This is a genomic window from Mycobacterium sp. UM_11 (genome assembly GCF_001414075.1).
Taxonomy (GTDB): Bacteria; Actinomycetota; Actinomycetes; order Mycobacteriales; family Mycobacteriaceae; genus Mycobacterium.
On sequence record NZ_LATC01000020.1, the window covers coordinates 36,207 to 62,779 of the forward strand.

The 26,573-nt window shown below is 69.1% G+C and carries 25 protein-coding genes and 2 pseudogenes; 9 read left to right on the forward strand and 18 right to left on the reverse strand.

All coding sequences use genetic code 11. The annotated features are described in order from the left end of the window. Window positions 1-7: 7 nt before the first annotated feature. The 3 genes and pseudogenes from WU80_RS07650 to lepA all read right to left on the reverse strand — a co-directional run bounded on the left by WU80_RS07650 (window position 8) and on the right by lepA (window position 3,513). On the reverse strand, window positions 8-787 hold the full coding sequence (locus WU80_RS07650) for a sensor domain-containing protein (RefSeq protein WP_055402579.1): 780 nt from the start codon (window positions 785-787) through the stop codon (window positions 8-10). After that, window positions 787-1,506: a sensor domain-containing protein gene (locus WU80_RS07655; protein ID WP_055402601.1), complete on the reverse strand. Its 720-nt coding sequence runs from the start codon at window positions 1,504-1,506 to the stop codon at window positions 787-789. The genes WU80_RS07650 and WU80_RS07655 overlap by 1 nt, the downstream gene beginning before the upstream one ends. 11 nt (window positions 1,507-1,517) lie before the next feature. Then, window positions 1,518-3,513, reverse strand: a pseudogene (gene lepA, locus WU80_RS07660) (translation elongation factor 4). Between lepA and WU80_RS07665 the strand changes: the two are divergent. Beyond that, window positions 3,495-4,070 (forward strand): type II toxin-antitoxin system PemK/MazF family toxin, encoded by a 576-nt coding sequence (locus tag WU80_RS07665; protein WP_055402583.1) that lies wholly within the window; start codon window positions 3,495-3,497, stop codon window positions 4,068-4,070. The pseudogene lepA and the gene WU80_RS07665 sit on opposite strands and share 19 nt — an antisense overlap. 100 nt (window positions 4,071-4,170) lie before the next feature. Here WU80_RS07665 and WU80_RS07670 read toward each other — a convergent pair whose 3' ends face one another. Beyond that, window positions 4,171-4,599: a CBS domain-containing protein gene (locus WU80_RS07670; RefSeq protein ID WP_055402585.1), complete on the reverse strand. Its 429-nt coding sequence runs from the start codon at window positions 4,597-4,599 to the stop codon at window positions 4,171-4,173. 176 nt (window positions 4,600-4,775) lie between these two features. On the opposite strand from WU80_RS07670, the gene WU80_RS07675 reads away from it, so the two are divergent. Then, a complete protein-coding gene (locus WU80_RS07675) occupies window positions 4,776-5,615 on the forward strand; it encodes a ribonuclease Z (RefSeq protein ID WP_055402603.1) in 840 nt (279 codons plus the stop codon). Window positions 5,616-5,621: 6 nt separating this feature from the next. On the opposite strand, the gene WU80_RS07680 is transcribed toward WU80_RS07675, so the two are convergent. From WU80_RS07680 to WU80_RS07695, 4 genes are all read right to left on the reverse strand, one after another. Next, window positions 5,622-6,194 (reverse strand): hypothetical protein, encoded by a 573-nt coding sequence (locus tag WU80_RS07680; RefSeq protein WP_156349515.1) that lies wholly within the window; start codon window positions 6,192-6,194, stop codon window positions 5,622-5,624. Window positions 6,195-6,319: 125 nt separating this feature from the next. Further along, the gene (locus WU80_RS07685; RefSeq protein WP_055402587.1) at window positions 6,320-7,159 is read right to left on the reverse strand and encodes a transglutaminase family protein; all 840 of its coding nucleotides are present in this window, start codon (window positions 7,157-7,159) and stop codon (window positions 6,320-6,322) included. Next, window positions 7,159-8,136, reverse strand: coding sequence for an alpha-E domain-containing protein (locus WU80_RS07690; RefSeq protein ID WP_055402589.1), 978 nt, complete (start codon window positions 8,134-8,136; stop codon window positions 7,159-7,161). Before WU80_RS07690 ends, WU80_RS07685 begins: the two co-directional genes overlap by 1 nt. Further along, window positions 8,123-9,817 (reverse strand): circularly permuted type 2 ATP-grasp protein, encoded by a 1,695-nt coding sequence (locus WU80_RS07695; RefSeq protein ID WP_055402592.1) that lies wholly within the window; start codon window positions 9,815-9,817, stop codon window positions 8,123-8,125. The genes WU80_RS07690 and WU80_RS07695 overlap by 14 nt, the downstream gene beginning before the upstream one ends. Before the next feature lie 138 nt (window positions 9,818-9,955). Here WU80_RS07695 and rpsT point away from each other — a divergent pair, with 138 nt between their 5' ends. Continuing rightward, complete coding sequence (gene rpsT / locus WU80_RS07700; RefSeq protein ID WP_055402594.1) at window positions 9,956-10,216, forward strand: 30S ribosomal protein S20; 261 nt, start codon at window positions 9,956-9,958, stop codon at window positions 10,214-10,216. Window positions 10,217-10,226: 10 nt separating this feature from the next. Here the strand turns inward: rpsT and holA are convergent, their stop codons facing one another. The 3 genes from holA to WU80_RS07715 are packed head-to-tail and all read right to left on the reverse strand — an operon-like array spanning window position 10,227 to window position 13,640. After that, window positions 10,227-11,195: a DNA polymerase III subunit delta gene (gene holA / locus WU80_RS07705; RefSeq protein WP_055402595.1), complete on the reverse strand. Its 969-nt coding sequence runs from the start codon at window positions 11,193-11,195 to the stop codon at window positions 10,227-10,229. A 26-nt stretch (window positions 11,196-11,221) separates the two neighbouring features. Continuing rightward, window positions 11,222-12,802 carry a ComEC/Rec2 family competence protein gene (locus WU80_RS07710; RefSeq protein ID WP_055405744.1) on the reverse strand — a complete coding sequence of 527 codons (1,581 nt, stop codon included), beginning with the start codon at window positions 12,800-12,802 and terminating at the stop codon, window positions 11,222-11,224. Next, entirely contained in the window at window positions 12,795-13,640 is an 846-nt protein-coding gene (locus tag WU80_RS07715; RefSeq protein ID WP_055405038.1) for a ComEA family DNA-binding protein, read from the reverse strand. The genes WU80_RS07710 and WU80_RS07715 overlap by 8 nt, the downstream gene beginning before the upstream one ends. Window positions 13,641-13,817: 177 nt before the next feature. On the opposite strand from WU80_RS07715, the gene WU80_RS07720 reads away from it, so the two are divergent. From WU80_RS07720 to WU80_RS07745, 6 genes are all read left to right on the forward strand, one after another. Then, entirely contained in the window at window positions 13,818-14,978 is a 1,161-nt protein-coding gene (locus WU80_RS07720; protein WP_055405037.1) for an acyl-CoA dehydrogenase family protein, read from the forward strand. Between the two features lie 7 nt (window positions 14,979-14,985). Continuing rightward, window positions 14,986-16,092 (forward strand): acyl-CoA dehydrogenase family protein, encoded by a 1,107-nt coding sequence (locus WU80_RS07725; protein ID WP_055405036.1) that lies wholly within the window; start codon window positions 14,986-14,988, stop codon window positions 16,090-16,092. Between the two features lie 3 nt (window positions 16,093-16,095). Next, window positions 16,096-16,527 carry a PPOX class F420-dependent oxidoreductase gene (locus WU80_RS07730; protein ID WP_055405035.1) on the forward strand — a complete coding sequence of 144 codons (432 nt, stop codon included), beginning with the start codon at window positions 16,096-16,098 and terminating at the stop codon, window positions 16,525-16,527. A gap of 26 nt (window positions 16,528-16,553) precedes the next feature. Beyond that, entirely contained in the window at window positions 16,554-17,612 is a 1,059-nt protein-coding gene (locus WU80_RS07735) for a hypothetical protein (protein WP_055405034.1), read from the forward strand. Window positions 17,613-17,816: 204 nt separating this feature from the next. Beyond that, window positions 17,817-18,245, forward strand: coding sequence for an MmpS family transport accessory protein (locus tag WU80_RS07740; RefSeq protein ID WP_156349696.1), 429 nt, complete (start codon window positions 17,817-17,819; stop codon window positions 18,243-18,245). Beyond that, window positions 18,242-21,142, forward strand: a complete 2,901-nt coding sequence (locus WU80_RS07745) for an RND family transporter (protein WP_055405032.1) — start codon at window positions 18,242-18,244, stop codon at window positions 21,140-21,142. Before WU80_RS07740 ends, WU80_RS07745 begins: the two co-directional genes overlap by 4 nt. On the opposite strand, the gene WU80_RS07750 is transcribed toward WU80_RS07745, so the two are convergent. From WU80_RS07750 to WU80_RS07780, 7 genes and pseudogenes are all read right to left on the reverse strand, one after another. After that, window positions 21,139-21,969 carry a DegV family protein gene (locus WU80_RS07750; RefSeq protein ID WP_055405031.1) on the reverse strand — a complete coding sequence of 277 codons (831 nt, stop codon included), beginning with the start codon at window positions 21,967-21,969 and terminating at the stop codon, window positions 21,139-21,141. The genes WU80_RS07745 and WU80_RS07750 overlap by 4 nt on opposite strands. Then, window positions 21,966-22,820 carry a diglucosylglycerate octanoyltransferase gene (gene octT / locus WU80_RS07755; protein WP_055405030.1) on the reverse strand — a complete coding sequence of 285 codons (855 nt, stop codon included), beginning with the start codon at window positions 22,818-22,820 and terminating at the stop codon, window positions 21,966-21,968. Before octT ends, WU80_RS07750 begins: the two co-directional genes overlap by 4 nt. Further along, entirely contained in the window at window positions 22,810-23,484 is a 675-nt protein-coding gene (gene gpgP, locus WU80_RS07760) for a glucosyl-3-phosphoglycerate phosphatase (RefSeq protein WP_055405029.1), read from the reverse strand. The genes octT and gpgP overlap by 11 nt, the downstream gene beginning before the upstream one ends. Continuing rightward, window positions 23,481-23,870, reverse strand: coding sequence for a ribosome silencing factor (gene rsfS / locus WU80_RS07765; protein WP_055405028.1), 390 nt, complete (start codon window positions 23,868-23,870; stop codon window positions 23,481-23,483). The genes gpgP and rsfS overlap by 4 nt, the downstream gene beginning before the upstream one ends. Next, complete coding sequence (gene nadD, locus WU80_RS07770) at window positions 23,867-24,535, reverse strand: nicotinate-nucleotide adenylyltransferase (RefSeq protein WP_082459969.1); 669 nt, start codon at window positions 24,533-24,535, stop codon at window positions 23,867-23,869. Before nadD ends, rsfS begins: the two co-directional genes overlap by 4 nt. 149 nt (window positions 24,536-24,684) lie before the next feature. Then, window positions 24,685-26,133, reverse strand: coding sequence for a VWA domain-containing protein (locus WU80_RS07775; protein WP_055405027.1), 1,449 nt, complete (start codon window positions 26,131-26,133; stop codon window positions 24,685-24,687). Window positions 26,134-26,151: 18 nt separating this feature from the next. Continuing rightward, window positions 26,152-26,547, reverse strand: a pseudogene (locus WU80_RS07780) (AAA family ATPase); the annotation flags it as partial. Window positions 26,548-26,573: the final 26 nt, after the last annotated feature.

A 26,573-nucleotide genomic window follows, 5' to 3' on the forward strand; every position in this document is an offset into this window, starting at 1 on the left:
CCCGGCGTCACCCCAGCGCGCTGACCTTGTCCATCATCGCGTGCGCGAGGTCGATGGCGCTGCGGTGCACGTCTCCGGACCCCTCGTCCGACGAGCGCGTCGAATTGAAGAACGCCACCTCGACCTCGACGAGGCAGTTCCCCCGCAGGCCGATGGCGCGCGCTTCGGGCCTGGGCCCGCTCGACGGTAGGCCGGGCAGCTGGGTGTCGATCGAAAGGGTCGCGGCCAGAACGGATTCGGAGACCCGGACCTCGGAAATGGTGTCCGACAAGACGATCGAGGGCCGGTCGATGATGATGCTGGGGCGACCGATCGTCACGGTGGTGCCGTCGCAGTCGCGCCACTGCTGCGCGAACTGTTGGAACAATGCGGCGGCCCCCGCGGCGCTGGAGAGCGCCACCACGCCCTCGGCGACGCTGATCACCTTCGCCGGCCCGCGCTGGTTCCACCACGTCTCCCGCGCCGCATTCTTGACGTCGCCGGATCGGTAGGCGTCCTGCACCATCATCGAGGTGACGCCGACGCAGTTGGCGGGCGAGACCGCGCCGAAGGCCGGCGGCAGCACCTCGGGGCCGCCGAACCGCGCCGGCAGTTCGTTCTTGCTGCCGAAGGACTGGCCCAGCAGCTTCGACAACTCGGCGTCGTCGAGGAGCACCTTCTTGACCGGTTGCCCGATGACCGGGTGGGGCTTCAGGTTCGGCGCCGGCCGCGCGGTGCCGGCGACCGTGCAGCCGGTGGCCAGCGCCACGACCGACAGGCAGCTGAGGACGATGCGGCCGACCCTCATCAGTTCGTGCTCGAGACTTTGCGCAACATCGCCTGCACGATATCGACGGCCCTGGTTCCGGCCTGGGCGCGCGGGCCGACGGCGACCTTGACGTCGGCGATCACGTCGCCCTGGACGCCGATCGCCCGCTCGTCCGGGCTCGGCGGGGTGTGATGGTTGTCCCATGCCATGACGGTCGCGGAAACTATCGGCCCGTCGACTCGGACGTCGGTCACCTTCGAGTACAACTCGGTGTCGCTCCTGTCGTGCGTGTACGCGGTGACCGTGGTGCCCGCGCAATGCTGCCATTGCTGCGCGAACGACGCGAAGAGCCGTTGCGCGTCGGCGGTCGACCCGAGCTCGATCGCCGCGGCCGTTGCGCTGGACACCTGCACCCCGGAGTCGTAATTCCAGTAGTCCTGCGTCGCGGCGCGGCGCACCGCGCCCTTCTCGTAGACGATGCGCATCGCCGGCGCGACGACCCCGAGGCATTCGATGGGCGCGGCGCCACCGGCGTCGCGAATTCCGTTGGGCAGCACGTCGATACCGCCCACCTCCGGCGGACGGTGGGGCGGCAGCTCATTGCCGACGGCGGCGGCGACCTCGGCGCTGTCCGGCAGGACCTGTTCCAGCGGCGGCACGGCGCCGCCGAGGCGGCCGGTGCGCGCGGCGGTCCCGGCGACGGTCGTGACGCATCCGGTAGCGAGCACGCTGATACCGACGAACGTCACGGCTCGCATCAGGATCACGGCTATTTCTTGCCTGAGGAACTGGATTTGTCGCCGCCGGCGTCGGTGGACAGCGCCGCCACGAAGGCCTCCTGCGGCACGTCGACCCGCCCGATGGTCTTCATCCGCTTCTTGCCTTCCTTCTGCTTTTCCAGCAGTTTGCGCTTGCGGGTGATGTCCCCGCCGTAGCACTTGGATAGCACGTCCTTGCGAATCGCCCGAATGTTCTCGCGCGCAATGATTTTCGATCCGATGGCCGCCTGCACCGGCACCTCGAACTGCTGGCGCGGAATCAGTTCCTTGAGCTTGGTGGTCATCTTGTTGCCGTAAGCCGACGCCCCGTCCTTATGCACGATCGCGGAGAACGCGTCGACGGCCTCGCCCTGCAACAGGATGTCGACCTTGACCAGCTGGGCCTCCTGCTCGCCGGCCTCCTCGTAGTCCAGGCTGGCGTAGCCGCGGGTGCGCGACTTCAGCGAGTCGAAGAAGTCGAAGATGATCTCGCCCAGCGGCATCGTGTAGCGCAGTTCGACCCGCTCGGGTGACAGGTAGTCCATGCCGCCCAGCTCGCCGCGGCGCGACTGACACAGCTCCATGATGGTGCCGATGAACTCGCTGGGCGCGATGATGGTGGTCTTGACGACGGGCTCGTACACCTCGCGGATCTTGCCCTCGGGCCAGTCCGACGGGTTGGTCACCACGATCTCGCTGCCGTCCTCCTTGATCACCCGGTAGACGACGTTGGGCGACGTCGAGATCAGGTCCAGGTCGAACTCGCGCTCCAGGCGCTCGCGGGTGATCTCCATGTGCAGCAGGCCCAAAAAGCCGCACCGGAACCCGAAGCCCAGCGCCACCGACGTCTCCGGCTCGTAGGTCAGGGCCGCGTCGTTGAGCTGCAGCTTGTCCAGGGCGTCGCGCAGGTTTGGATAGTCCGAGCCGTCGACGGGATACAGCCCCGAGTAGACCATCGGTTTGGGCTCGCGGTAGCCCGTCAGCGCCTCGGTTGCGCCGTGGCGGGCCGTCGTGACGGTGTCACCGACCTTGGATTGCCGGACGTCCTTCACCCCGGTGATCAGGTAGCCCACCTCACCGACGCCCAGGCCCTCGCTGGCCTTGGGCTCGGGCGAGACGATGCCCACCTCCAGCAGCTCGTGGGTGGCGCCGGTGGACATCATCTGGATGCGCTCCCGTGGGACGATCTTGCCGTCCATCACCCGCACGTAGGTCACCACGCCGCGGTAGATGTCGTAGACGGAGTCGAAGATCATCGCGCGGGTGGGCGCGTCGGCGTCGCCTTGGGGATGCGGCACCTCGCGCACGACGTGGTCGAGCAGGTCGGCGACGCCCTCGCCGGTCTTGCCGGAGACCCGCAGCACATCGCCGGGCTCGCAGCCGATGATGTGGGCGATCTCCCCCGCGTAGCGGTCGGGGTCGGCGGCCGGCAGGTCGATCTTGTTGAGCACCGGGATGATGTGCAGGTCGCGGTCCAGCGCCAGGTACAGGTTGGCCAGCGTCTGCGCCTCGATGCCCTGGGCGGCGTCGACCAGCAGCACCGCGCCCTCGCAGGCCTCCAGCGCGCGCGACACCTCGTAGGTGAAGTCGACGTGGCCCGGGGTGTCGATCAGGTGCAGGACGTAATCTTGGTCCCCGACCTTCCAGGGCAGGCGCACGTTCTGCGCCTTGATGGTGATCCCGCGCTCACGCTCGATGTCCATCCGGTCCAGGTACTGCGCGCGCATCGAGCGCTCGTCAACCACCCCGGTCAGCTGCAGCATCCGGTCGGCCAGCGTCGACTTGCCGTGATCGATGTGAGCGATGATGCAGAAATTCCTGATCTGCGCCGGCGCGGTGAAGGTCTTGTCGGCGAAACTGCTGATGGGAATCTCCTGGTCTGGGCCCGCTCGAGGCCGCTTGAGCGATACGTCCAGCGTATCTGTGCGCGGTGGCCGAGACCTACTTGGACACAATCGCACCCACGCGCGCGCGTCTATGCTGCGAATATGGCGTCTCCCCGCAAATCCCAGTGGAAGACGATCCAGCGGTTCGCCCGCAACGCGATCATCTATGCACAGACCGCCCAGCTCGTCGCGCGGGAACTTCAGCACGCCGTGAAGGTCACCGCGGACGTCATTGCCGCGGCCGCGCCCCAACAATCCGCCGTTACCGCGGGCCGGCCGGTGACCAGCGCGAGCTTCCCCACCGCGCAGCGCGCGCGCAAGCTGGTCTATGCCCCCGACCTCGACGGCCGGGCCGATCCCGGCGAGATCGTCTGGACCTGGGTGGTCTACGAGGACGATCCCACCCGCGGCAAGGACCGGCCCGTGCTCGTCGTCGGCCGCGACCGCCGGGTCCTGCTCGGACTGATGGTGTCCAGCCAGGAGCGCCACGCCTCGGACCGGGACTGGATCGGAATCGGTTCCGGCGCCTGGGATTACGAGGGCAGGCCGAGCTGGGTCCGGTTGGACCGGGTGCTCGACGTGCCGGAGGAGAGCATTCGCCGCGAGGGCGCCATCCTGGACCGGGAGATCTTCGACGTCATCGCCGCCCGGCTACGGGAGGACTACGCCTGGAGCTAGCGGGTTAGGCCTACCGCCGAACGTGAAATCAGGGCGGAAGATCGGCCGAATCTTCGCCCAGAGTGCACGTTCGGCGAAATGCCCGGTCAGTCTCGGGCAATCAGCCCTGCGTGATGTAGGAGTGCAGCTGCTGCTGCTCGGCCTCGAGCTCTTCCATGCGGGTCTTCACCACGTCGCCGATGCTGACGATGCCAATCAGCTTCTTGCCGTCGAGCACCGGCACGTGGCGCACCCGGTTCTTGGTCATCAGCACGCTCAACGAGTCGACCGTGTCGGTCTTGGCGCAGGTGGCGACGTTGGCGGTCATGATCTTCGAGATCGGGCGCGACAGCACGCTGGCCCCGTGGGTGTGCAGCTCGCGAACGACGTCGCGCTCGGAGACGATGCCGACGACACCCTCGTCGCCGACCACCACCATGGCGCCGATGTTCTGCTCGGCGAGGCCGGCGAGCAGCTCTTTCACCGTCGCCTCGGGGTTGATGGTCACCACCGCCGCGCCCTTGTTCCGCAAGACATCCGCTATCCGCATCTGGCCTCCAGCCGGTTGTGATCCGCTTCACATCAGGCTACGGCTAACTCGCGCGGCGCAAAAGCCACGACGAGAACCGGTAGCCGATCCGTGTCCATACCCTGACGCCGTAGTCCGAAACCACGGTTCCCGCGTTTGGGCCACCGCGGCGCGCCCCGGCTTGCAAGATGGGGGCCATGATCGAGATCACCCTGCTCGGGACCGGGAGCCCGATACCCGACCCGAACCGCGCCGGGCCGTCGACGCTGGTGCGGGCGGGCGGACAGGTGTTCCTGGTGGATTGCGGGCGGGGCGTGTTGCAGCGCGCCGCGGCGGTGGGCGTGGGCGCCGCCGGGCTGTCGGCGCTGCTGATCACCCACCTGCACAGCGACCACATCGGTGACCTCGGTGACCTGCTGATCACCCGGTGGATCAGCACGTTCGCGCCGGACCCCGCGCCGCTGCCGATCATCGGCCCGCCCGGGATCGCGGAGACGGTGGAGGCGACGCTGCACGCGTTCCGCCACGACATCGAGTACCGGATCGCGCATCATGCCGACCTGAACGCCCCGCCGGCCGTCGAGGTGCACGAATGCACCGAAGGACCGGTGTGGGACCGCGAGGGCGTGGCGATCCGCGTCGCGCCCACCGACCACCGGCCGGTCGCGCCGACCATCGGGTTCCGGGTCGACTACGGGGCGGCGTCGGTGGTGCTCGCCGGCGACACCGTGCCCTGCGCGGGGCTTGACGAGCTGGCGGCCGGCGCCGGCGCGCTGGTGCACACGGTGATCCGCAAGGACATCGTCGCCAACATCCCGCAGCAGCGGCTCCAGGACATCTGCGACTACCACTCGTCGGTCGAGGAAGCGGCGACGACCGCGGCCCGCGCCGGGGTGGGCACCCTCGTCATGACCCACTACGTGCCGGCGCTGGTGCCGGGCCAGGAAGAACAGTGGCGGGCGTTGGCGGCCGCGCGCTTCGGCGGGCGGATCGAGCTCGGCGACGACCTGCACCGCGTCGAAATCGGGACCCCATAACGGTCATTACCGAATGTCGTTGCGCGGCAACGGCAACAGCGCACCCGCCAGCACCAGCCAGGACAGCGCGAGCACCCGGGCGACCGGCAGGATCACACCGAGCTCGGGCCAGGCCAACACTCCCGTCGCCGCCCCGGCGAGGACCGCGGCGCCCAGGCCGGCCCAGGCGATCGGCCTGCGCAGCACGCCCAAGTTCCGGCAAGCCACCGCCATCGCGCCGACCAGCACGCCGAGGGCCACGATGTGCCCCGGCCCGCCGACCAGAAACACCAGCAGGTACAGCGCCCGCACCAACGTCGTATCCGCGGCGACGTCGGGCCACGACAGCGGCCAGGCCAGCAACCCGCACAGCGCCAGCCCGCCGGCCGCCAGAATGCCTCCGGTGAGCGCGATCGCGGGCGCCGATCCGGCGGCCCCGAGCCGGCGCAGCCGGGCGCTGACCGTCGCCGCGTAGATCGCCAACGGGACCGACGACGCGAACGTCGCAACGGCCATGACCCGCACGGCAACCGGCTGCGCGCGGACGTAGGCCGCCACGGCGGCCACCGGGCCGTACGGCAGCGGCATCACGCCGCCCAGCGCCACCCCGGCGGCGATTCCACCGAAGAGCAGCGCCGCGCACAGCAACGAGAGCAGCAGCAGCGAGGGACCACCGCGCCGGCGTTCGGTCATGGGTGCACGCTATGCCCGCGCGGCCTCGGCGGCTAAGCCAGCCGGGTCACCTCCACCACGACGTCCAGATCGGTCGCGCCCTCACCGGAGTAGATCCCCTTCAGCGGGGGGACGTCGGTGTAGTCACGGCCGGCGCCCACGCTGACGTATTGCTCGGAGAGCTCGGTTTCATTGGTGGGGTCGTAGCCCCACCACCCGCCGGTCCATGCCTGGATCCAGGCATGGCTGCGCCCGTCCACGGTGTCCCCGACGACGGCGTGCTCCTTGGGATGCAGGTAACCCGACGCGTAGTAGGCGGGAATTCCCATGGCGCGCAACAACATCAGCGACAGGTGCACGAAGTCCTGGCAGACGCCCTTGCCCGCGTTCAACGCGTCCAGGCCCGAGGAGTGCACGCTGGTGGTTCCGGGCAGGTATTCCAGCTGCTCGCGCACCCACTGGGCCGCGGCGACGACGGCCTCGGCGGGCTGGTGCGACTTGGCGATCCTCTTGGCCACGGAGGCAACCTTTTTGCTCGCCGGGGTGTGCTCGGTGGGGCGGAGCAATTCGTCGAACCGGTCGATCACCGCCGCCGAGCGCAGGTCGCTCCAGCCGACGTCGGTCACCGGCGGTTCGGGCCGCTCGGTCTCGACCACCGACGACGACGTCACCGTGAGGTCGGTGTGCGGCGCGTGCAGGTCGAACGCCGTCACCGCGGTGCCCCAGTAGTCGATGTAGCGATAGGAGCGGGTGGCGGGGATCGTTTCGACGCGATTGAGGATGACGTTCTGCCGGGTGTTCGACCGCGGGGTCAACCGCGCCTCGTTGTAGGACGCGGTCACCGCCGACTGGTACGCGTACCCGGTGGTGTGCACCACCCGCAGCCGCCACATCAGTTGTCCCCCGCCCTGCTGACCAATGTGGCGCGGTCGCCGGCGTCCGACCACGCCACCCACGGGGTGACGTGAAAGTACTGCACCGACAACGCTTCTCCGACATCGCGGCAGGTTCGCTGCAGACCGGCCAGGCGGTCCTCCAGCGACTCCAGCAGGACGCCGGGTTGGACGAATTCCAGTTCGCTGCGGGCCTGCCCGAGCAGCCGCTGCGCCTCCCCCGTGGCCCCGATGCGGCTCTGCCGGTTGTGCAGCAGTTCGTCGAGGTTGTGTTCGGCCAGCCGCAACGAATAGAACACCGAACGCGGGAAAAGCCGGTCGAGCAACATGAATTCGACCACCCGCCCGGCGTCCAGGACACCGCGGTAGGTGCGCAGGTAGGTGTCGTGCGCGCCCGCGGAGCGCAGCAGCGTCACCCATGCCGGCGACGACGCGCTGTCGCCCACCCGGGAAAGCAACAGCCGCACCGTCATGTCGACCCGCTCGATCGCGCGGCCCAGCACCATGAAGCGGTACCCGTCGTCGCGGGACAGCGTCGAGTCCGCCAGCCCGGCGAACATCGCCGCCCGCCCCTCGATGTACGACAGGAATTCATGGGGCCCAAGGCGTTTCGCGGCGCGCTCGCGCTCGGCGAGGGCGTGGTAGGTGCCGTTGAGGCACTCCCAGATCTCGCTCGAGGTCACTTCCCGCGCCGACTTCGCGTTTTCCCGCGCCGCCGTGATCGCGTCGACGATCGAAGAGCCGCCCGAAGCGTTGCTGCTGAAGGCCACCAGGTCGGTCAGCGACCAGACGTCGAGGTCGTGGGTCGGGGGGTCGATGCCCAGCACCCGCAACAGCAGCCGGGACGCCTGGTCGGGGTCGACGCTGGAATCCTCGAGCAGCTGGTGCAGCACGACGTCGAGAATGCGCGCGGTGTCGTCGGCTCGCTCGACGTAGCGGCCGATCCAGAACAGCGCCTCGGCGTTACGGGCCAGCACGGCGCTTCGCCCGTCGCTGTTGCTGCTGCAGCTGCTGTTCCTGCGGCGATTCCGTGGGTTGCGACTGTGTTTGCCGCAGCCGCGGCGCGCCGTCGGACGCCGGGTCGGCGATGGACTCCGGCAGCGAGCGCACGACCTCCGCCGCGCCGAGCTCGTGCTCACCGGCCGAGGTGCGCGACGCCAGCACCCAGGTGTCCTTCGAGCCCCCGCCCTGGCTGGAATTGACCACCCTCGAGCCCTCGACGAGGGCGACCCGGGTGAGCCCGCCGGGCAGCACCCACACGTCTTCGCCGTCGTTGACGGCGAACGGCCGCAGGTCGACGTACCGGGGCGCCAGCGTGTTGCCGATCTGCGTCGGCACGGTCGACAGTTCCATCATCGGCTGGGCGATCCAGCTGCGCGGATCGTCGCGAACCTTCTTGGCGACGGTGGCCAACTCCTTGTCGGTCGCTTCCGGCCCGAACACGATGCCGTAACCGCCGGAGCCCTCCACCGGCTTGAGGACCAACTCGTCGATCCGGTCCAGCACCTCTTCGCGTTCGTCGTCGAGCCAGCACCGGTACGTCTCGACGTTGGCCAGCAGCGGCTTCTCGCCCAAGTAGTACTCGATCATGGTCGGCACATAGGTGTAGACAAGCTTGTCGTCGCCCACCCCGTTGCCGATGGCGCTGGAGACGACGACGTTGCCGGCGCGCGCGGCGTTGACCAGGCCGGCCACCCCCAGCACCGAGTCGGCCCGGAATTGCAGGGGATCCAGGAAGGCGTCGTCGATGCGCCGGTAGATGACGTCGACCTGAACCTCGCCCTCGGTGGTCCGCATGTAGACCTGGTTGTCCCGGCAGAACAGGTCGCGACCCTCGACCAACTCGACGCCCATCTGGCGGGCCAGCAGCGAGTGCTCGAAGTAGGCGGAGTTGTACACCCCCGGGGTCAGCACCACCACCGTCGGGTCGGCCTCGTTGGTCGCCGCCGAGTTGCGCAGCGCACGCAGCAGGTGGGCCGCGTAGTCGTCGACCGCCCGCACCCGGTGGGTGGCGAACAGATTCGGGAACACCCGCGCCATGGTGCGCCGGTTCTCCATGACGTAGGACACGCCCGACGGCGAGCGCAGGTTGTCCTCGAGGACGCGGAAGTTGCCCTTCTCGTCGCGGATCAGGTCGATGCCGGCGACGTGGATGCGCACGCCGTTGGGCGGGACGATGCCGACGGCCTGGCGGTGGAAATGCTCGCAGGACGTGATCAGCCGGCGCGGGATGATGTCGTCGTTGAGGATCTCCTGGTCGCCGTAGATGTCGTCGAGATACATCTCCAGGGCCTTGACCCGCTGGATGATGCCGCGCTCCAACCGGCTCCACTCGGCGGCCGAGATCACCCGGGGCACCAGGTCGAGCGGGAAGGGCCGCTCCTGGCCCGACAGCGAGAACGTGATGCCCTGGTCGATGAACGCGCGGCCGAGCGCTTCGGCGCGGGCCTTGAGCTCCGAGGCGTCCGACGGCGCGAGCTCGGCGTAGATGCCCTTGTACGGTCCCCGCACGCCGCCCTGGCCGTCGAACATCTCGTCAAAGGCCATCGAATAGACGTCCGACGACGTGTTGTAGCCGCCGAAGATGCGCTCAGCGCGCGCGGCGCGTAACCCCCGCCTGGTTTCCTCGAGCTGGCTAGGAAGACTCACTTTTAAGATGCTGCCTCAAATTGACGTTATGGCAGGCCACGGGTTCCCGTTTTGGGAGAAAACGTAACCGACTGATAACCTGGGCAGTCGCCGTGGTGGTATCCGGCGCCCCAAGCCAAACGTCGATTCGAAGAAGGAACTACAAGCGTGGCCAACATCAAGTCGCAGCAGAAGCGCAATCGCACCAACGAGCGCGCTCGCCTGCGCAACAAGTCGGTGAAGTCGTCGCTTCGCACCGCCGTTCGCGCGTTTCGCGAGGCCACCCATGCCGGCGACAAAGAGAAGGCCACGGAGTTGCTCGCGTCGACCAACCGCAAGCTGGACAAGGCGGCCAGCAAGGGCGTGATCCACAAGAATCAGGCGGCCAACAAGAAGTCGGCCCTGGCCCGAGCGCTCAACAAGCTCTGAGCCCCGCCGCTCATCGGTTCCGGTTGGCGGCCAGCTCGGCGACCTTTCTGACCGCCGCTTCCAGCGCGTAGTCGGCGTCCGCGACGGCCCCCTTGACGTTGGCGTTGAGCGTCGCCACCACCTTCATCGCGGCCGCCACGCTGTCGCGCGACCAATACCGCGCCTGCTTCTGGGCCTTCTGCACCCGCCAGGGCGGCATGCCCAGCTGCGACGCCAGCCGGTAGGGATCCCCCGACAGCGGTCCGACCCGGCCGATCGTGTGGATCGCCTCGGCCAGCGCGTCGGCCAACACCACCAGCGGCTCCCCGCGCAGCATCGCCCACCGCAGCGCCTCCGCGGCGCCCGCGACGTCGCCGGCCACCGCCTTGTCCGCGATGTCGAACCCCTTCACCTCGGCCTTGCCGCTGTGGTAGCGGCGCACCGCCGCCGGATTGACCACCCCGCCCGTGTCGGCCACCAGTTGCGAGCAGGCGGCCGCCAGCTCGCGCACGTCGGAGCCGATCGCGTCCAGCATGGCGGTCACCGTGTCCTCGTCGACCTTGACCTTCAGCGCGCGGAACTCCTTGCGGACGAAATCGATCCGCTCGCTGGCCTTGGTGATGCGCGCGCACGGGTGCACGACGGCGCCGAGTGACTGCAGCTCGGCGGCCAGCGCCTTGGCCCGCCCGCCGCCCGAATGCACCACCACCAGCATGGTGCCCAGCGGGACGTCGGCCGCGGCCGAGGTGATCACCGCGGCCGCCTCCTTGCCCGCCTCCCCGGCGGCCTCCAGCACGACGATCCGCTCGTCGCCGAACAGCGACGGACTCAGCAGTTCGGCGAGTTCGTAGGTGCTGACGTCACCCGCCCGCATCCGGCTGACCGGAACGTCCTCGATGCCGGCCCGCTTGCGCGCCGACCGCAACACGTCGGCCACCGCCCGCTCGACCAGCAGCTCCTCGTCTCCGAGGACCAGGTGCAACGGCGAAACCTCGCTCACCCCACGATGGTGTCACGAGGCACCGACTACGCCGCTCGGGGATCCAACAGCTCCGACAACCACCACGCCAGCACACAGAGCGCGGCCAGGCCGACCGCCCGGCCGAACCAGCGCCGGCCGCGCAGCCGCGCGACCAGCACGACGATCGCCGCGGTCGCCCCGGCCACCAGCAGGACGCCCGGTGCCCCGGCGGGAACCGGCACCGTCGCCGCGGGCGCGCCGGCCGACCACCGCGCCACGTGCACCACCCACCACACTTCGGGCCCGCTGAACCGGACCAACAGCTGGGCGCCGGACGGCCACGCCACGCTCAGCACGGCGGCCGCGCTGCCCAGCACGGTGATCGGCGCTATCACCGGTGCGGCCGCGAGGTTGGCGGCGATCGCCACCAGGCTGAGCCGCCCGGAGATGCCCGCCACCAGCGGGGCGGTCACCACGTGCGCGGCGGCGGCGATCGCCAGCGCGTCGGCCAGCGGTTTGGGGCAGCCCCTGGCCGCCAGGCGGCGCGACCAGCGGGGCGCGATGACGACCAGCGCGGCCGTCGCCACCACCGACAGCGCGAAACCCACATCGACGGCCAGCTGCGGGGCCACCGCCAGCAATCCCAGCACCGCGGCGCACAGCGCCGGCATGGCCTGGCGCCGACGGGACGACAGCATCCCCAGCAGCGCGATGGCGCCCATCACCGCCGCCCGCAACACGCTCGCCGTCGGTTGCACGACGACGACGAACGCGGCGAGCGTGACGCCGGCGAGGACGACGGCGGCCCGCGGGCCGATCACGCGCGCCGAGAACAGGACGGCCGCGCACACGATGGTCACGTTGGCGCCCGACACCGCCATCAGGTGCGTCATGCCGGCCGCGCGAAAGTCACGGTCGGTCTCGGCGGTGACCGCCGAGGTGTCGCCCAGGACCAGGGCGGGCAGCATGGCCGCCTGCTCGGCGGGCAGCGCGCCACGGACGGCTGCGGCGAACCGGCCGCGCACCGCGTGCGCGGCGCGCTGCGCGGCGCTCGCGGTGCCCACGGTCGGGCGGCCCGAGGCGTTGAGCACCGCGACGGTGAGGTCGCGGCGGGTCGGATGGCCGATTCGTGCGGTGAACCGCATCGGCCGGCCCACCACCGGCCCGTCGGTTTCCGAGTCGAAGTCCGACGCCCGCGCGAAAACGGCCACCCGGCCGGACGTCGGCGCGTCGCGCAGGCGCTGCAGCGTGGCGCGAAACATCAGCCGGCCGCGACCCAGCGGGACCGGGCTCTCGGTCGGGGTGAGCGTCACCGGGGCCGCGGTGCCGAAGGCCGCGGTGATCGGGTGCCGATCGACCGCTTCGGCGCGCAACGCAACCGCGAACCCGAATCCCGCGCCGACCACCCCGACCGCGGCCAGGCCGGCGGCCATCGCCCGCAACCGCCCGGCCTCGCCGGCCCGGCAGGCCAGTACGCCCGAGGCCGCGAGCAACACCAGGCAGCACGCCGCCACCGCCCGGCCGATCGGCCACCAGATGCCGGCGGCGGTCACCAGCCAACAGGTGAGCGCCGCGGGCACCAGGCGCGCATCGAGGCGGGTCGCGCCCGAGTCGGCGAGGCCGGCCGGCCCTTCGGCGTCAGACACGGACCAGGGCGCGCAACCTCTCCAGTCGCGCCGGGCCGATGCCGTCGACATCGGCGAGCTGGTCGACGGTGGTGAACTTGCCGTTGGCCTGCCGCCAGGCGACGATCGCGGCGGCCGTGACGGGTCCGACGCCGGGCAGGGCGTCCAAGTCCTCGGCGGTCGCGGTGTTGAGGTCGAGCACCTCGCCCGGCTTCGGGCGGGCCGTTCCGGACCGCGGCGGCGCCGGCTTCGACGTCGGCGTCGACGCGGACGCCACCGAACTCCCCAACGCCGCCGGCTGCCCGGGCACGGGAGCCAGCCCGACGACGATCTGCTCGCCGTCGCCGAGCGGGCGCGCCATGTTCAGCCCGATGGTGTCCGCCCCGTTCATCGCACCCCCCGCGGCCTGCAGCGCGTCGGCGACCCGCGCGCCGGGCGCCAGGGTGACCAGGCCGGGGGTGTGCACCAGACCCACCACGCTCACCACCACGGGCCGGTCCGGGCCCGGGCTGGGGCTCGCCGAGGATTTGGGGCCGGCCGTCGCCGCCTTGTCCACCGGCGGCAGTTTGGCCGACATCACCGGCGCCGGCCGGTCGTGCAGCAGCGTGAACACCGTGACGAGGACGGCCAGCGCCGCCACGATCGCCAGCCCGATGGCACCCGCGCGTCCCGGGTCGGCGCGCAGCCTGGCCGCCCAGCCCCGATCCCGGGCTGCGTCGGGCAGCCAGCGCGGCAGCAGCGAATTCTGGTCCTCGTCCGCGGCGTCCTGTAAGGACGTCGCCCCCGCACCGTCGGCCTCGGTGTCGGCTTCGGCGCCCAGCCGCCGCTGCAGACGCTCGCCGGGAAGTTCGATTCGCATGCCGCGACCGTAGGCGCGCCGGCCGCCGGATCGGCCCCGCGCGGCCGCGCCGCGGCGCCCACTGGGGATTAAACCGAGGCTGTGCACAACCGCTCCGCGGGATGGGTCAATATGGAACCACGAACGCATCGCCAGCCAGCTGGTAGCCACGTTCACCCCAGACGACAGGAGGCCGCCGTGCAACTGGCGCTCACACCGGAGGAAGCCGCGTTCCGCGACGAACTTCGCACCATCTACACCACCAAGATTCCCGAAGAGGTGCGCGATCGGGTGCGCCGGGGCTCGGCGGAGGTGAACCGCGACGACATCGTCACCAGCCACAAAATCCTGCACGAACACGGTCTGGCGGTGCCGAATTGGCCGGTCGAATGGGGCGGCAAGGATTGGACGGCCACCCAGCACCAGATCTGGGCCGACGAGATGCAACTGGCGTGCGTCCCGGAGCCGCTGAACTTCAACACCAAAATGGTGGGGCCGGTGATCGCCGAATTCGGTTCGGAGGAGATCAAACAACGCTTCCTGCCGCCGACCGCCAGCCTCGACATCTGGTGGTGCCAGGGGTTCTCCGAGCCCGAGGCCGGTTCGGACCTGGCGTCGCTGCGCACCACCGCGGTCCGCGACGGTGACAGCTACGTCGTCAACGGCCAGAAAACCTGGACCACCTTGGGCCAGTACGCGGACTGGATCTTCTGCCTGGTGCGCACCGACCCGCAGGCGCCCAAGCGTCAGGCCGGCATCTCGTTCCTGCTCTTCGACATGAACACGCCGGGCATCACCCTGCGGCCCATCAAGACGATCGACGGCGGCCACGAGGTGAACGAGATCTTCTTCGAAGACGTCCGCGTGCCCGCCAATCAGCTTGTCGGAGAAGAAAACAAGGGCTGGACCTACGCGAAGTTCCTGTTGGGCAACGAGCGCACCGGCATCGCCGGTGTGGGTCGGACCAAGGTGCGCCTCGCCGAGGTGAAGAGGCACGCCGGCGAGACCGGGCTGCTCGCCGATCCCCTGTTCGCCGCCCGGCTGGCCGAGGCCGAAAACGAGCTGCTGGCACTGGAACTCACGCAGTCGCGGGTGGTCACCGATTCCGCGAACGGCCAGCCCAACCCGGCGTCGTCGGTGCTCAAACTCCGCGGCAGCCAGCTGCAGCAGGTGGCCACCGAACTGCTCGTCGAGGTGGCGGGCCCCGACGCCCTGCCCGCCGACGGCGAGGGCATCGCGTCCCCGGCCTGGGCGCAACACAGTGCGCCGCACTACCTCAACTACCGCAAGACGTCGATCTACGGCGGCAGCAACGAGGTTCAGCGCAACATCATCTCGTCGACCATCCTGGGATTGTGAGGCTGCCATGGACTTTCAGTTGACCGACGAGCAGACCCTGCTCCGCGACACCACCCGCGATCTGCTGTCGCGCAGCTACGACCCGGAGAGCCGCAACAAGGTGATCGGCACCGATCTGGGCTGGAGCCGCGAGGTGTGGAGCCAGCTCGCCGACACCGGAATCCTCGGCCTCGGCTTCGACCCGGACGAGGCGGGCCAGATCGAGATCATGGTCGTGCTCGCCGAGGCGGGACGCCGGCTGGCCCCCGAACCGATCCTGCACGCCGCGCTGGCGCCGGGTGCGCTGATCGCCGAGCTGGGCACCGACGCCCAGAAGGAACAGCTCGACGAGGTCGCGGCCGGCCAGCGGCTGCTCGCCTTCGCCCACCTGGAGCCCGGTCACCGCAAGGCGACCGAGGGCGTGGCCACCAAGGCTGTGCGGCAAGGAGATTCGTGGGCGTTGACCGGCAGCAAGAACCCGGTGCTGGCCGGTGACTGCGCCGACACGTTGGTGGTGAGCGCCGCCTTGCCCGACGGCGGCACCGGCCTGTTCCTGGTCGACGCGGAAGCACCGACCCGGCACCCCTACCGGACGTTCGACGGGCAGCGTGGCGCGCAGGTCGACCTGGACGCCACCCCCGCCGAACCCCTGGGCCAGGCGGTCGACGCCTCCCCGGCCATCCGCGACGCCATCGTCCGCATCCAGGCCGGGCTGTGCGCCGAGGCCCTCGGGGCGATGGAGGAGGCGCTGCGGCTGACCACCGATTACCTGAAGAGCCGCAAGCAGTTCGGCGTCACACTGAACAAGTTTCAGGCGCTCACCCAGCGGGCCGCCGACATGTACGTGTCGCTGGAATTGGCGCGCAGCATGAGCCTGTACGCGTCGATGTCCATCGCGGACGGCAACCTCGACCCGCTGATCGCGTCGCGCGCCAAGCTGCAGATCGGCCGCTCGGGCCGGCACATCGCGCAGGAGTCGATCCAGCTGCACGGCGGGATCGGGGTGACCGCGGAATATCCGGTGGCGCACTATGCGGCCCGGCTCACCGCGATCGAGCACACCTTGGGCACCTCCGGCGACCACTTGCACAACCTCATCGACCACCTCGGCGACTACGACCTGGCCCGGCTATAGCCGATGGCCGAGCCCGCCAAGCTCTCGCAAAGAGTCGTCGAGTTCCTGTCAGCGGGCACCCGCACCGGGATGCTGGGCTACGTCGCGGCCGACGGGCGGCCACTGGTGGCGCCGGTGTGGTTCGTGGTCGACGGCGACCAGCTGGCGTTCACCACCGGCCGGGACACGTCGAAAGGCCGTGCCCTGGCCCGTGATCCGCGCACGGTGATCTGCGTCGACGATCCCCATCCGCCGTATTCGTTCGTTCAGGTACAGGGCGTCGTCGCGCTCGGCGAGGAGCCGGCCGACGTGCTGGACGTGGCGACGCGGACCGGCGCGCGGTACATGGGCGCCGAGCGCGCCGAGGAGTTCGGCCGCCGCAACGCCGTCCCCGGTGAACTGGTGGTGCGGCTGCGCCCGACCAAGGTCATAGCCGGCTTCGATATCAGCGACTGAATCCCCCACCCGTCAAAGGAGACGCGATGAGCAAGCCCCCGATGGACCGCCCGCTCAAGGTGATCCAGTGGACCACCGGAAACATCGGGCGGCGCTCGCTGCACGCGATCATCGGCAGGGGAGACATGGAGCTGGTCGGGGTGTACGCACACGGGGCGGACAAGGTCGGGGTCGACGCCGCCGAACTGGCCGGCTGGCCGGAACCGACCGGCGTGCGGGCGACCAACGACATCGACGCGCTGCTCGCCCTGGGCCCCGACGCCTGTTGCTATAACCCCTTGTGGCCGAACGTCGACGAACTGGTGCGGTTGCTGGAATCGGGCGTCAACGTCTGCTCCAGCGCGGCCTGGATCACCGGCGGCAAGCAGACGCCCGAGGACCGCGAACGCATCGCGGACGCCTGCAAGCGAGGCGGTTCGACGATCTTCGGCAGCGGGGCGCACCCGGGCATGACGAACATGGTGGGCATGGTGCTGTCCGGCGCCTGTGAACGCGTCGACGAAATCCGCATCACCGAGTCGGTGGACTGCTCGACGTACGAATCGGCGGAAACCCAGACGGCGATGGGCTTTTCGCAGGATCCCGATACGCCTGGCCTCGCGGAAAGCGTGCGCCGCGAAAGCGAGGTCTTCGCCGAATCGGCCGCCATGATGGCCGACGCGATCGGGGCGAAGCTGGACCGGATGACCTTCGACTTGACCTTCACCGCCGCCACCGGCGATTCCGATCTGGGCTTCATGACCATTCCCGCGGGAACCGTCGGCGGCGTCTATGGCTACCACCGGGGCTGGGTGGGCGACCGCAACGTGGTCAGCGTCGGGTTCAACTGGACCATGGGCAGTCACGTAACCCCGCCCAAACCGCTGGAGCACGGCCACGTCATCCAGGTGTTCGGGCTGCCCAACATGCGCACGGTGCTGCACTGCCTGCCGCCCAAGGATTGGACCGAGCCGGGGTTCATGGGCTTGGGCATGATCTACACCGCGATGCCGGTCACCAACGCGGTCCCGGCCGTGGTGGCCGCCAAGCCCGGGATCGTCACCCTTGCCGACTTACCGCCGGTCACGGGCCGCGTGGCGGGGTAGGCGCGTATGCCGTTCGCCACATCGAAGGGCCCCGGAGGAACGCTTGCGTGCACTAAGGTTTACAGTGCTTAGCTGAGCAAATAGTCGAAAAGACAGCGGTGTCGTCGACGACATAGGTGAGCTTTGCGGCAATGCCCGGACGGCGGGCAAGCGGAAGGCGGTCAGGTGGTGGCTAGTCCAGGCTCGGGTCCACGTACTCCCACCGTGACCCGTGTGCTCAAGCGGGCGTGGATACCCCTGGTTTTGGTGGTCGTCCTGGCCGTTTCGGCATTGATCGTGTCGCGGCTTCACAAGATCTTCGGCTCGCAGGACCTCAACGCGAACGCCGGCAAGGGGATCGAAATCGTGCAGTTCAACCCGAAGGTCGTGGTGTACGACATCACCGGCCCGCCCGGCGCCACCGCCAACATCAACTACTGGGACGAGAACGCCAACACCCATCAGGTGAACGCCGCGCCGCTGCCGTGGTCGACCACCATCTCGACGACGTTGCCGTCGGTCAGCGCCAACATCATGGCGCAGAGCGACAGCGGCGAGATCACCTGCAAGATCACGGTGGACGGCGTCGTGCGCGAACAGCGGAGTTCCGACGGCCACAACGCGCAGACCTTCTGCCTGGTGAAGTCCGCATGAGCAACGCGAGCAACGAAACCCAACGCGACCTGAGCGCGGCCGACACCGGCCCGATCAACACCAAGGGCCTGTCCAAGTCCGAGCGGGGTCACCGCCCGTACCTGCCACATGCGATCCGGATCTTCGCGGTGCCGATCATCCTGGTTTGGTTGTTCGTGACGGTCCTCGTGAACGTCATCGTTCCGACACTGGAAAAAGTCGGTGAGGCCCACTCGGCGCCGATGACACCGCTGGACGCGCCGTCGATGAAGGCGATGATGCGCCTGGGCCACAACTTCCACGAATTCGACTCCAACAGCACGGTGATGATCGTGTTGGAGGGCCAGCAACCGCTCGGCACCGACGCGCACCAGTACTACGACAAGCTGATTCGGCAACTCCGCCAGGATCCCAAGCACATTCAGCACATTCAGGACTTCTGGGGCGACCGGCTGACGGCCGCGGGTGCACAGAGCGCCGACGCCAAGAGCGCCTATGTGCAGGTGAACCTCGCCGGCAACCAGGGCACCACGCTGGCCAACGAGTCCGTGGATTCCGTCCGCAAGGTGATCGAGGAGAACAAGGCGCCGCCCGGCGTGAAGGCCTACGTCACGGGCCCTGCCGCGCTGTCCGACGATATGCACATCATCGGTAACGCCAGCCTGGCCAAGATCACGCTGTTCACCCTGGGCGCCATCGCGATCATGTTGCTGCTGGTGTACCGGTCCATCGTGACGACGCTGGTGCAGCTGTTCATGACCTTTGTCGCGCTGGCGTGTTCGCGGGGGGTCGTCGCGGTCCTGGCGTACCACAACGCATTCGGGCTCACCACGTTCGCCGCCAACATCCTCACCATGTTGGCGATCGCGGCCGGGACGGACTACGGCATCTTCCTGATCGGCCGCTATCAGGAGGCGTTGGCCGCGGGCGAAGACCGAGAAACCGCGTACTACACCACTTTCAAGGGCGTCGCCCCGGTCGTCTTGGGTTCGGGCCTGACGATTGCGGGCGCGACCTATTGCCTCAGCTTTTCGCGGCTACCGTGGTTCAACACCATGGGCGCGCCCGTGGCGATCGGCATGATCGTCGTGGTGCTGGCCGGCGTCACGCTGGGGCCCGCGGTGGTCTTCGTCGGCAGCCGCTTCCACCTGTTCGAGAGGCAGGCCAAGCGTGGCCGGCTGTGGCGGCGGGTGGGTACCGCCGTAGTACGTTGGCCGGCACCGGTTTTGGCCGTGAGCGCCGCGGTCGTGCTGGTCGGCATGATCGCCCTGCCGAGCTTTCACACGAGCTACAACGACCGCCATTACCTGCCGTTGTCCGCGCCGTCCAACCAAGGACAAGAGGCCGCGAACCGGCACTTCTCGGAGGCACGGATGAACCCCGACCTGTTGATGGTCGAATCCGACCACGACATGCGGAACCCGGCCGACATGCTGGTTTTGGACCGGGTCGCCAAGAACGAGATGCGCACGCTCGGCATCGCCATGGTGCAGGACATCACCCGGCCGCTGGGCATCCCGATTCAGCACAGCTCGATTCCGTTCCAGAACAGCATCCAAAGCCAGACGACGATGCAGAACATGGGCTTCCTCAAGGAACGCATCGCCGACATCCTGCGGATGGCCGACGACCTGCAGACCCAGATCGAGACGACGCAGCGCCAGTACGAGGTGTCCAAAGACCTGGCCAACGCCGCCGAGGACAGCGCCAAGACCACGGCGGTGACGTCGCAGATCACCGATACCCTGCGCGACCACATCGCGGATTTCGACGACACCTTCCGGCCCGTGCGCTCCTACTTCTACTGGGAGCGGCACTGCTACGACATTCCGTTGTGCATCGGGTTGCGGTCGCTGTTCGACACGTTCGACGGATTCGATCAGCTCGCCGAGCAATTCCATTACCTGACAACCGATATCGAGCACACCGCGAAGGCCTCACGCGACCTGACCGAGTTGTTTCCGACGCTGATCAACACGCTGAAGACGACCCGGGGCATCACCTTGACCCTGTATCAGACGTTCAAGGCGATGATCGACCAGATGGAGGCGATGAGCAACACCGCGATCGTGATGGGTCAAAGCTTCGACGCATCGAAGAACGACGACTTCTTCTACCTGCCGCCCGAGGCCTTCGACAACCCGGACTTCCAGACCGGCCTTCGAATGTTCTTGTCGCCGGACGGTAAATCGGCGCGGTTCTTCATAACGCATCAGGGTGATCCGATGTCGCCGGAGGGCATTGCGCAAGTCGACGCCGAACGCACCGCCGCGCAGGAGGGTCTGAAGCAATCGTCGCTGTCCGACGCCCGGGTCTATCTGGGCGGAACCGCCGCGACGTTCAAGGACATGGCCGACGGCGAGAAGTACGACCTGATGATCGCCGTGGTGTCCGCCCTGACGCTGATCTTCATCATCATGCTGCTGCTCACCCGCAGCGTGGTGGCCGCGTTGGTGATCGTCGGCACCGCGGCCAGCTCGATCGCGGCGTCGTTCGGGCTGTCCGTGCTGATTTGGCAGGACCTGTTCGGCATCAGGATCCACTGGATCGTGATGGCGCTGTCCGTGATCATCCTGCTGGCCGTCGGATCCGACTACAACCTGCTACTGGTCTCCCGGTTCAAAGAGGAGATCCATGCCGGCCTCAAGACGGGAATCATCCGATCTATGGCGGGTACCGGTGGGGTGGTGACCGCGGCGGGTCTGGTGTTCGCGTTCACCATGGCTGCCATGTTGGGCAGCGACTTGCGGGTGCTGGGGCAGTTCGGGTCGACGGTGTGCATCGGTCTGCTGCTCGACACGCTCGTCGTGCGGACGTTGCTGATGCCGTCGATCGCGACGCTGCTGGGCCGTTGGTTCTGGTGGCCGCAGGTGGTGCACCCGCGCGGGGACAACGCGCGGCGCGCGGTGCCGGCTTAAGTCGGCGGCTGCACGACGACCGCGACGGCTCCCGCGCCGACGTGCAACGCCAGCACCGGCCCTAACGGGGTGATGATCGCCGGCTCGCAGGCGGGTAACCGCCGCGCCAGCGTCGCCGTCACCTCCTTGGCACCGTCCGGGTTGGCGACGTGATGCACCGCCAGCGCGCACGCGCTGTCGCCGGCCGCCTCGCAGACCCGGTCGACCATCGCCTCCGTCGCGTGACTGACTGTGCGCACCCGTTGCGCCAGAACGAGTTTGCCGTCGTCGATGCGCAGCACCGGCTTGAGCGACAGCGCGGTGCCCAGCCACGCGGTGGCCCCGCCGATCCGCCCGCTGCGGCGCAGGTTGTCCAGCCGGTGCACGACCATGAACGCGTGGCTGTGCCGGGCGGCCACGGTCGCCGCCTCGGCGACCGCGTCGAGGTCGCCGCCGGCGGCCGCGGCCCGCGCGGCGGCCAGCGCCGCGAAGCCGGTGCCCATCGCGGTGGTCTTCGAGTCGACCACCCGCACGCGGGGGTCCAGGTCGGCGGCGGTCCGTTCGGCGGCGCCGCAGGTCCCCGACAACCCGGACGAAATGTGCACCGCCACCACGCCGTCCCCGCCACTGTCGGCCAGCGCCTGCTGATAGGCGTCGGCGAGTTCGGCCGGCGTGGCCGCCGCGGTGGTGGCATGGCGCTTGTAGACGTCGTCGGGGATCTCGTCCACACCATCGCGCAGATCGACTCCGTTGAGCAGAATGTGCAGCGGCACAACGCGTATCGCCCACCGGTCCAGCAGGTCGGCCGGTAGGCGCGCCGACGCGTCGGTCACCACCACGACGGTCACGAGTGTGGCTTATCGGTCGCCACTGGTGCCTTTTGCAACGCCTGATTGCCCGGCTTCTCCTCATCGCGCTGCGCGTCCCCCGCAAGCGGGCGCTGCGCGTCCCCCGCAAGCGGGCGCTGCCCCCACTGCATCGTCGCCACGCCCGCCTCGGCCAGCGCCTTCAGCATCAGCTCGGCGACCGCCTGATGGGCTTCGAAATTCCAGTGGATGCCGTCGGGATTTCCCCGCCCGGACATGATCTGTTCGGCGACAGCGGCTTTGAGATCCACCAGGGGAACGTCGTGGCTTTGCGCCCACTCGGTGATCGCGGCCGCGGTCCCCGCGCGGCCATGGTGGGCCCGGCCGTACGTGTCGGCGATGTGCACCGACGGCAGCGACGCGACGATCGGGATGCCGGGGCGGTTGAAATCGATTGCCCCGCGCGTCTGCTCGAGGTATTCGGCGCTGAGGTGCGGCGGCAGCGCGGACCGGGCCACCGGCGAGAGCCGGGGTTGCAGCCAGCCGTATCCGTCGCGGACCCAGCGCCGCAACCGCGGCGGGCGCACGTAGCGGATCAGCTCGCGCAACGCGGTCGGCAACACCGACGGCAGCGAATCCATGCCGCCGGTGGCGAAAATGACGGCGCCCGCCCGGGGCAGCGCCGCCCAGGCGCGCGGGTCCTGGGTCGCCGCCCACCAGATGTCACGGCAGGTCCAGCCGATACGTCCGATGAGTTCGACGTCCCAACCCAGTTTGGCGGCAACGATATTCGGCCAGATCCGGGGGTCGTCGGCGGGCAGGCCGCCGGTGGGCCCGTAGTAGGCCAGGGAATCGGCGAAGATCAGCAGCGTGGGCCGGGCGTCAGAGGACATCGTTGGACACCTGCGCCGAAGCGTTCCAGACGTCGAGGCGCCAGCGGATGCCGTCGAAACCCGCCGCGTCGTCGTCGGAATGGCCGGAAAGCTGCACCCAGCTGGCATTGCCCATGCCGCCCAGCACCGGCCAGTTGGCGACCGGGAGCTTCAGCAGCGCGGCCGCCAGCGCGGCGATCAGGCCGCCGTGGGCCACCAGCACCACCGGCCGGTCGGCGTGCTGGGGGTCGCCCCATTCCGGTTCGCCGGAGACCAATTCGGCAACCAAGGGCACGCTGCGGGCGGCCACGTCGACGCGGCTTTCGCCGCCATGCGGCGCCCAGGTGGCGTCCTCGCGCCAGGCCAGCCGGGCCCCGGGGGCCTGGGCGTCGACCTCGGTATGGGTCAACCCCTGCCAGTCCCCGAGATGGGTCTCGCGCAAGCGCTGGTCGACTCGGATCGGCAGGCCGGTCCGCTCCCCCAGCCGCACGGCGGTGTCGTAGGCGCGGTGCAGGTCCGACGACACGATCAGCAGCGGCTGCAGCTTGCCGAGCACCTCGGCGGCCGCGATCGCCTGGGCCCGCCCGAGCTCGCTGAGTTCGGAGTCCAGTTGGCCCTGCATCCGGCTGCCGGCGTTGAACTCGGTTTGCCCGTGCCGCAACATGATCAGGCGACGAATGGTCATGGCGCGTCCGCTGAATCCTCGGGGCCCTCGGCCAAATCCACGGGCACCACCGGGCAGTCGCCCCACAACCGGTCCAGGGCGTAGAAGTCGCGGTCGTCCTGGTGCTGGATGTGCACGACGATGTCGCAGTAGTCCAGCAGCGTCCAGCGGCCCTCCCGGGTGCCCTCCCGTCGGGCCGGCTTGTATCCCGCCCTGCGCATCTTCTCCTCGACCTCGTCGACGATGGCGTTGACCTGTCGTTCGTTGGACGCGGAGGCGATGACGAAGCAGTCGGTGATGACCAGCTGACCCGACACGTCGATCACGACGACGTCGTCGGCCAGCTTCGAGGCGGCCGCGCCGGCGGCCACCGTCGCCATGTCGATGGCTTCCGGGGTGGCGGTCATGGGTTGTTCCCGGCGGGCAGGCTCGATCGGCTCACGGTGTCCTTCGATGGTTCAGCGGCGCGATACAGCCGGCGCTTGGAGACGTATTGCACGACACCGTCGGGCATCAGGTACCACAGGGGCCGACGCTGTTCGGCGCGCAGGCGGCAATCGGTCGACGAGATCGCCAGCGCCGGAATCTCGACCAGCGTCAGCACATCGTCTTCCAGCTCGCCCAGCACGCCGGTGATGTGTTCGCGCCGCAGCTCGTATCCGGGCCGGCTGACGCCGACGAACCGCGCCAAGTCGAACATCTCCGCCCAGCCCTGCCACGACAGGATGGAAGCGAGCGCATCGGCGCCGGTGATGAAGTACAGCTGCGAATCCGGGTTCAGGGCCTGCAGATCCCGCAGCGTGTCCTTGGTGTAGGTGGGCCCGGCGCGGTCGATGTCGACCCGGCTCACCGAGAAGCGGGGGTTGGAGGCGGTGGCGATCACCGTCATCAGATACCGGTCCTCCGCGGCCGAAACCTCGCGGTCCTTCTGCCAGGGCTGACCGCTGGGCACGAACACGACTTCGTCGAGGTCGAACAGGTCGGCGACCTCGCTGGCGGCGACCAGGTGCCCGTAATGGATGGGATCGAACGTCCCACCCATCACGCCGAGCCTGCGAAGCTGCTTTTGCACGGTTTGCCAGCTTACTTGAGGCGGCGATCCGGCCCGATTTCGTCACAGCGGCCACAGCGGCCCCGGCTAACACCGCCGGGGGTCACGCTGGCGTGACTCTCGGCCCTCCCCGCCACGCTGGCGTGACGCTGGGCCACGCGGGAACCGCCCTACACCGGCAGCAACTGGTCGATCACCGCGGCCAGCTGCTTGGCCGACCGGCATTCGTGCATCGTGATGACCTCCTGGTAGCGCGGCACCGCCGAGTCGCCGCTGCCCCACAGATGCCTGGGCTCGGGATTGAGCCAGTGCGCGTGCCGGCTCGCGGTCACCATGTGGGACAGCAGCTCGGTCTCCGGATTGCGGTAGTTGGTGCGGCCGTCGCCGAGCACCAGCAGCGAGCTGCGCGGCGACAGCACGTTGGGGAACGCCTGCACGAACGACGCGAAGGCGTTGCCGTAGTCGGAATGCCCGTCACGGCTGAACACGCCGGCCTCCCGGGTGATCCGCTGGATCGCCACGGCCAGATCGGCCTCCGGCCCGAACATGTGAGTCACCTCGTCGGTGGTGTCGATGAACGCGAACACCCGGACCCGCGAGAACTGTTGGCGCAGAGCGTGTACCAGCAGCAGGGTGAAGTGGCTGAAACCGGCGACCGAGCCGGACACGTCGCACAGCACCACCAGTTCCGGTCGCGCCGGCCGCGGTTTGGCCAGCACCACGTCGATCGGCACGCCGCCGGTGGACATCGACTTGCGCAGCGTCTTGCGCAGGTCGATCACCCCGGCGCGGCTGCGCCGGCGCCGGGCCGCCAGCCGGGTGGCCAGGGTGCGGGCCAGCGGGGCGACCACCCGTTGCATCTGGCGCAGCTGTTCGCCGGATGCCCGCAAGAACTCGACGTTCTCGGAAAGCTGTGGAATGCCGTACATCTGGACGTGATCGCGGCCCAGCTGTTCGGCGGTGCGCCGTTTCGTCTCCGCGTCGACCATCTTGCGCAGCTGGGTGATCCGCTGCGCGGCAAGCGCTTTGGCGATCTGCTCCTGGGTGGGAGTGGGCTCGTCGCCATACGGGGCGAGCAGTCCGGCCAGCAGCTTGCCCTCCAGCTCGTCCAGGGCCATCGCCTTGAGCGCCTGGTAGGAGGAGAACGAAGGGCCGCGGCTGGAACTGTATTTGCCGTAGGCCTCCACGATCCGCGCGATCATGGCGACCAGCCGCTCGTCCATGTCGGCCAGGTCGGGGTTCTCGTTGAGCAGATCCAGCAGCATCTGGCGCATGGCCTCGACGTCGTCGGGCGGCAACGAGTCGTCGCCCGGGGTCCCGTCGCCTTCCTCGTCGGTGACCGTCGCGCGCGCGCCCAGCGCCGCGGGGAACCACAGGTCGAACATGGCGTCGTAGGTGTCGCGGTGTTCGGGGCGGCGCAGCACCGCGCACGCGAGTCCCTCGCGCAGCACCTCCCGATCGCCCAGACCAAGGGTGGCCATCACCCGGCCGGCGTCCACGGTCTCGGACGGTCCCACCGAAATGCCCACTCCGCGAAGCGCTTCCACGAAACCCACCAGGTGGCCGGCCAGCCCGTGCGGGGCGAGCGGCCGGGTGGGGCGGATGCGGCGGGCGGCCATCTTTGTTGAGCCCTTTCCCTAATTGAGCCGGAGCTCCCCGGCCGCGCGCTGCTGGTCGGATTGATGCTTGAGGACCACCCCTAGGGTGGCCGCGACGACGGCGTCGTCGATGGTGTCCAGGCCCAGCGCGAGCAGCGTGCGGCCCCAGTCGATCGTCTCGGCGATGGACGGCACCTTCTTGAGCTGCATGCCGCGCAACACCCCGATGATGCGCACCAGTTCCTCGGCGAGGTGCTGCGGCAGCTCGGGCACCCGCGACAACAGGATCCGGCGTTCCAGCTCGGGGCTGGGAAAGTCGATGTGCAAGAACAGGCATCGACGCTTGAGGGCCTCGGACAGTTCGCGGGTGGCGTTGGAGGTCAACACCACGAACGGCGTCCGCTCGGCGGTGATGGTGCCCAGTTCGGGAACTGTCTCTTATACACATCTGACGCTGCCGA

What these genes read in the sequence shown, in the direction of transcription:
- WU80_RS07650 (WP_055402579.1), bottom strand. Translation starts at nt 787, where the DNA reads ATGAGGGTCGGCCGCATCGTCCTCAGCTGCCTGTCGGTCGTGGCGCTG.
- WU80_RS07655 (WP_055402601.1), bottom strand. Translation starts at nt 1,506, where the DNA reads ATGCGAGCCGTGACGTTCGTCGGTATCAGCGTGCTCGCTACCGGATGC.
- WU80_RS07665 (WP_055402583.1), top strand. Translation starts at nt 3,495, where the DNA reads ATGGCGTCTCCCCGCAAATCCCAGTGGAAGACGATCCAGCGGTTCGCC.
- WU80_RS07670 (WP_055402585.1), bottom strand. Translation starts at nt 4,599, where the DNA reads ATGCGGATAGCGGATGTCTTGCGGAACAAGGGCGCGGCGGTGGTGACC.
- WU80_RS07675 (WP_055402603.1), top strand. Translation starts at nt 4,776, where the DNA reads ATGATCGAGATCACCCTGCTCGGGACCGGGAGCCCGATACCCGACCCG.
- WU80_RS07685 (WP_055402587.1), bottom strand. Translation starts at nt 7,159, where the DNA reads ATGTGGCGGCTGCGGGTGGTGCACACCACCGGGTACGCGTACCAGTCG.
- WU80_RS07715 (WP_055405038.1), bottom strand. Translation starts at nt 13,640, where the DNA reads ATGCGAATCGAACTTCCCGGCGAGCGTCTGCAGCGGCGGCTGGGCGCC.
- WU80_RS07725 (WP_055405036.1), top strand. Translation starts at nt 14,986, where the DNA reads ATGGACTTTCAGTTGACCGACGAGCAGACCCTGCTCCGCGACACCACC.
- WU80_RS07730 (WP_055405035.1), top strand. Translation starts at nt 16,096, where the DNA reads ATGGCCGAGCCCGCCAAGCTCTCGCAAAGAGTCGTCGAGTTCCTGTCA.
- WU80_RS07735 (WP_055405034.1), top strand. Translation starts at nt 16,554, where the DNA reads ATGAGCAAGCCCCCGATGGACCGCCCGCTCAAGGTGATCCAGTGGACC.
- WU80_RS07745 (WP_055405032.1), top strand. Translation starts at nt 18,242, where the DNA reads ATGAGCAACGCGAGCAACGAAACCCAACGCGACCTGAGCGCGGCCGAC.
- octT (WP_055405030.1), bottom strand. Translation starts at nt 22,820, where the DNA reads ATGTCCTCTGACGCCCGGCCCACGCTGCTGATCTTCGCCGATTCCCTG.
- gpgP (WP_055405029.1), bottom strand. Translation starts at nt 23,484, where the DNA reads ATGACCATTCGTCGCCTGATCATGTTGCGGCACGGGCAAACCGAGTTC.
- rsfS (WP_055405028.1), bottom strand. Translation starts at nt 23,870, where the DNA reads ATGACCGCCACCCCGGAAGCCATCGACATGGCGACGGTGGCCGCCGGC.
- WU80_RS07775 (WP_055405027.1), bottom strand. Translation starts at nt 26,133, where the DNA reads ATGGCCGCCCGCCGCATCCGCCCCACCCGGCCGCTCGCCCCGCACGGG.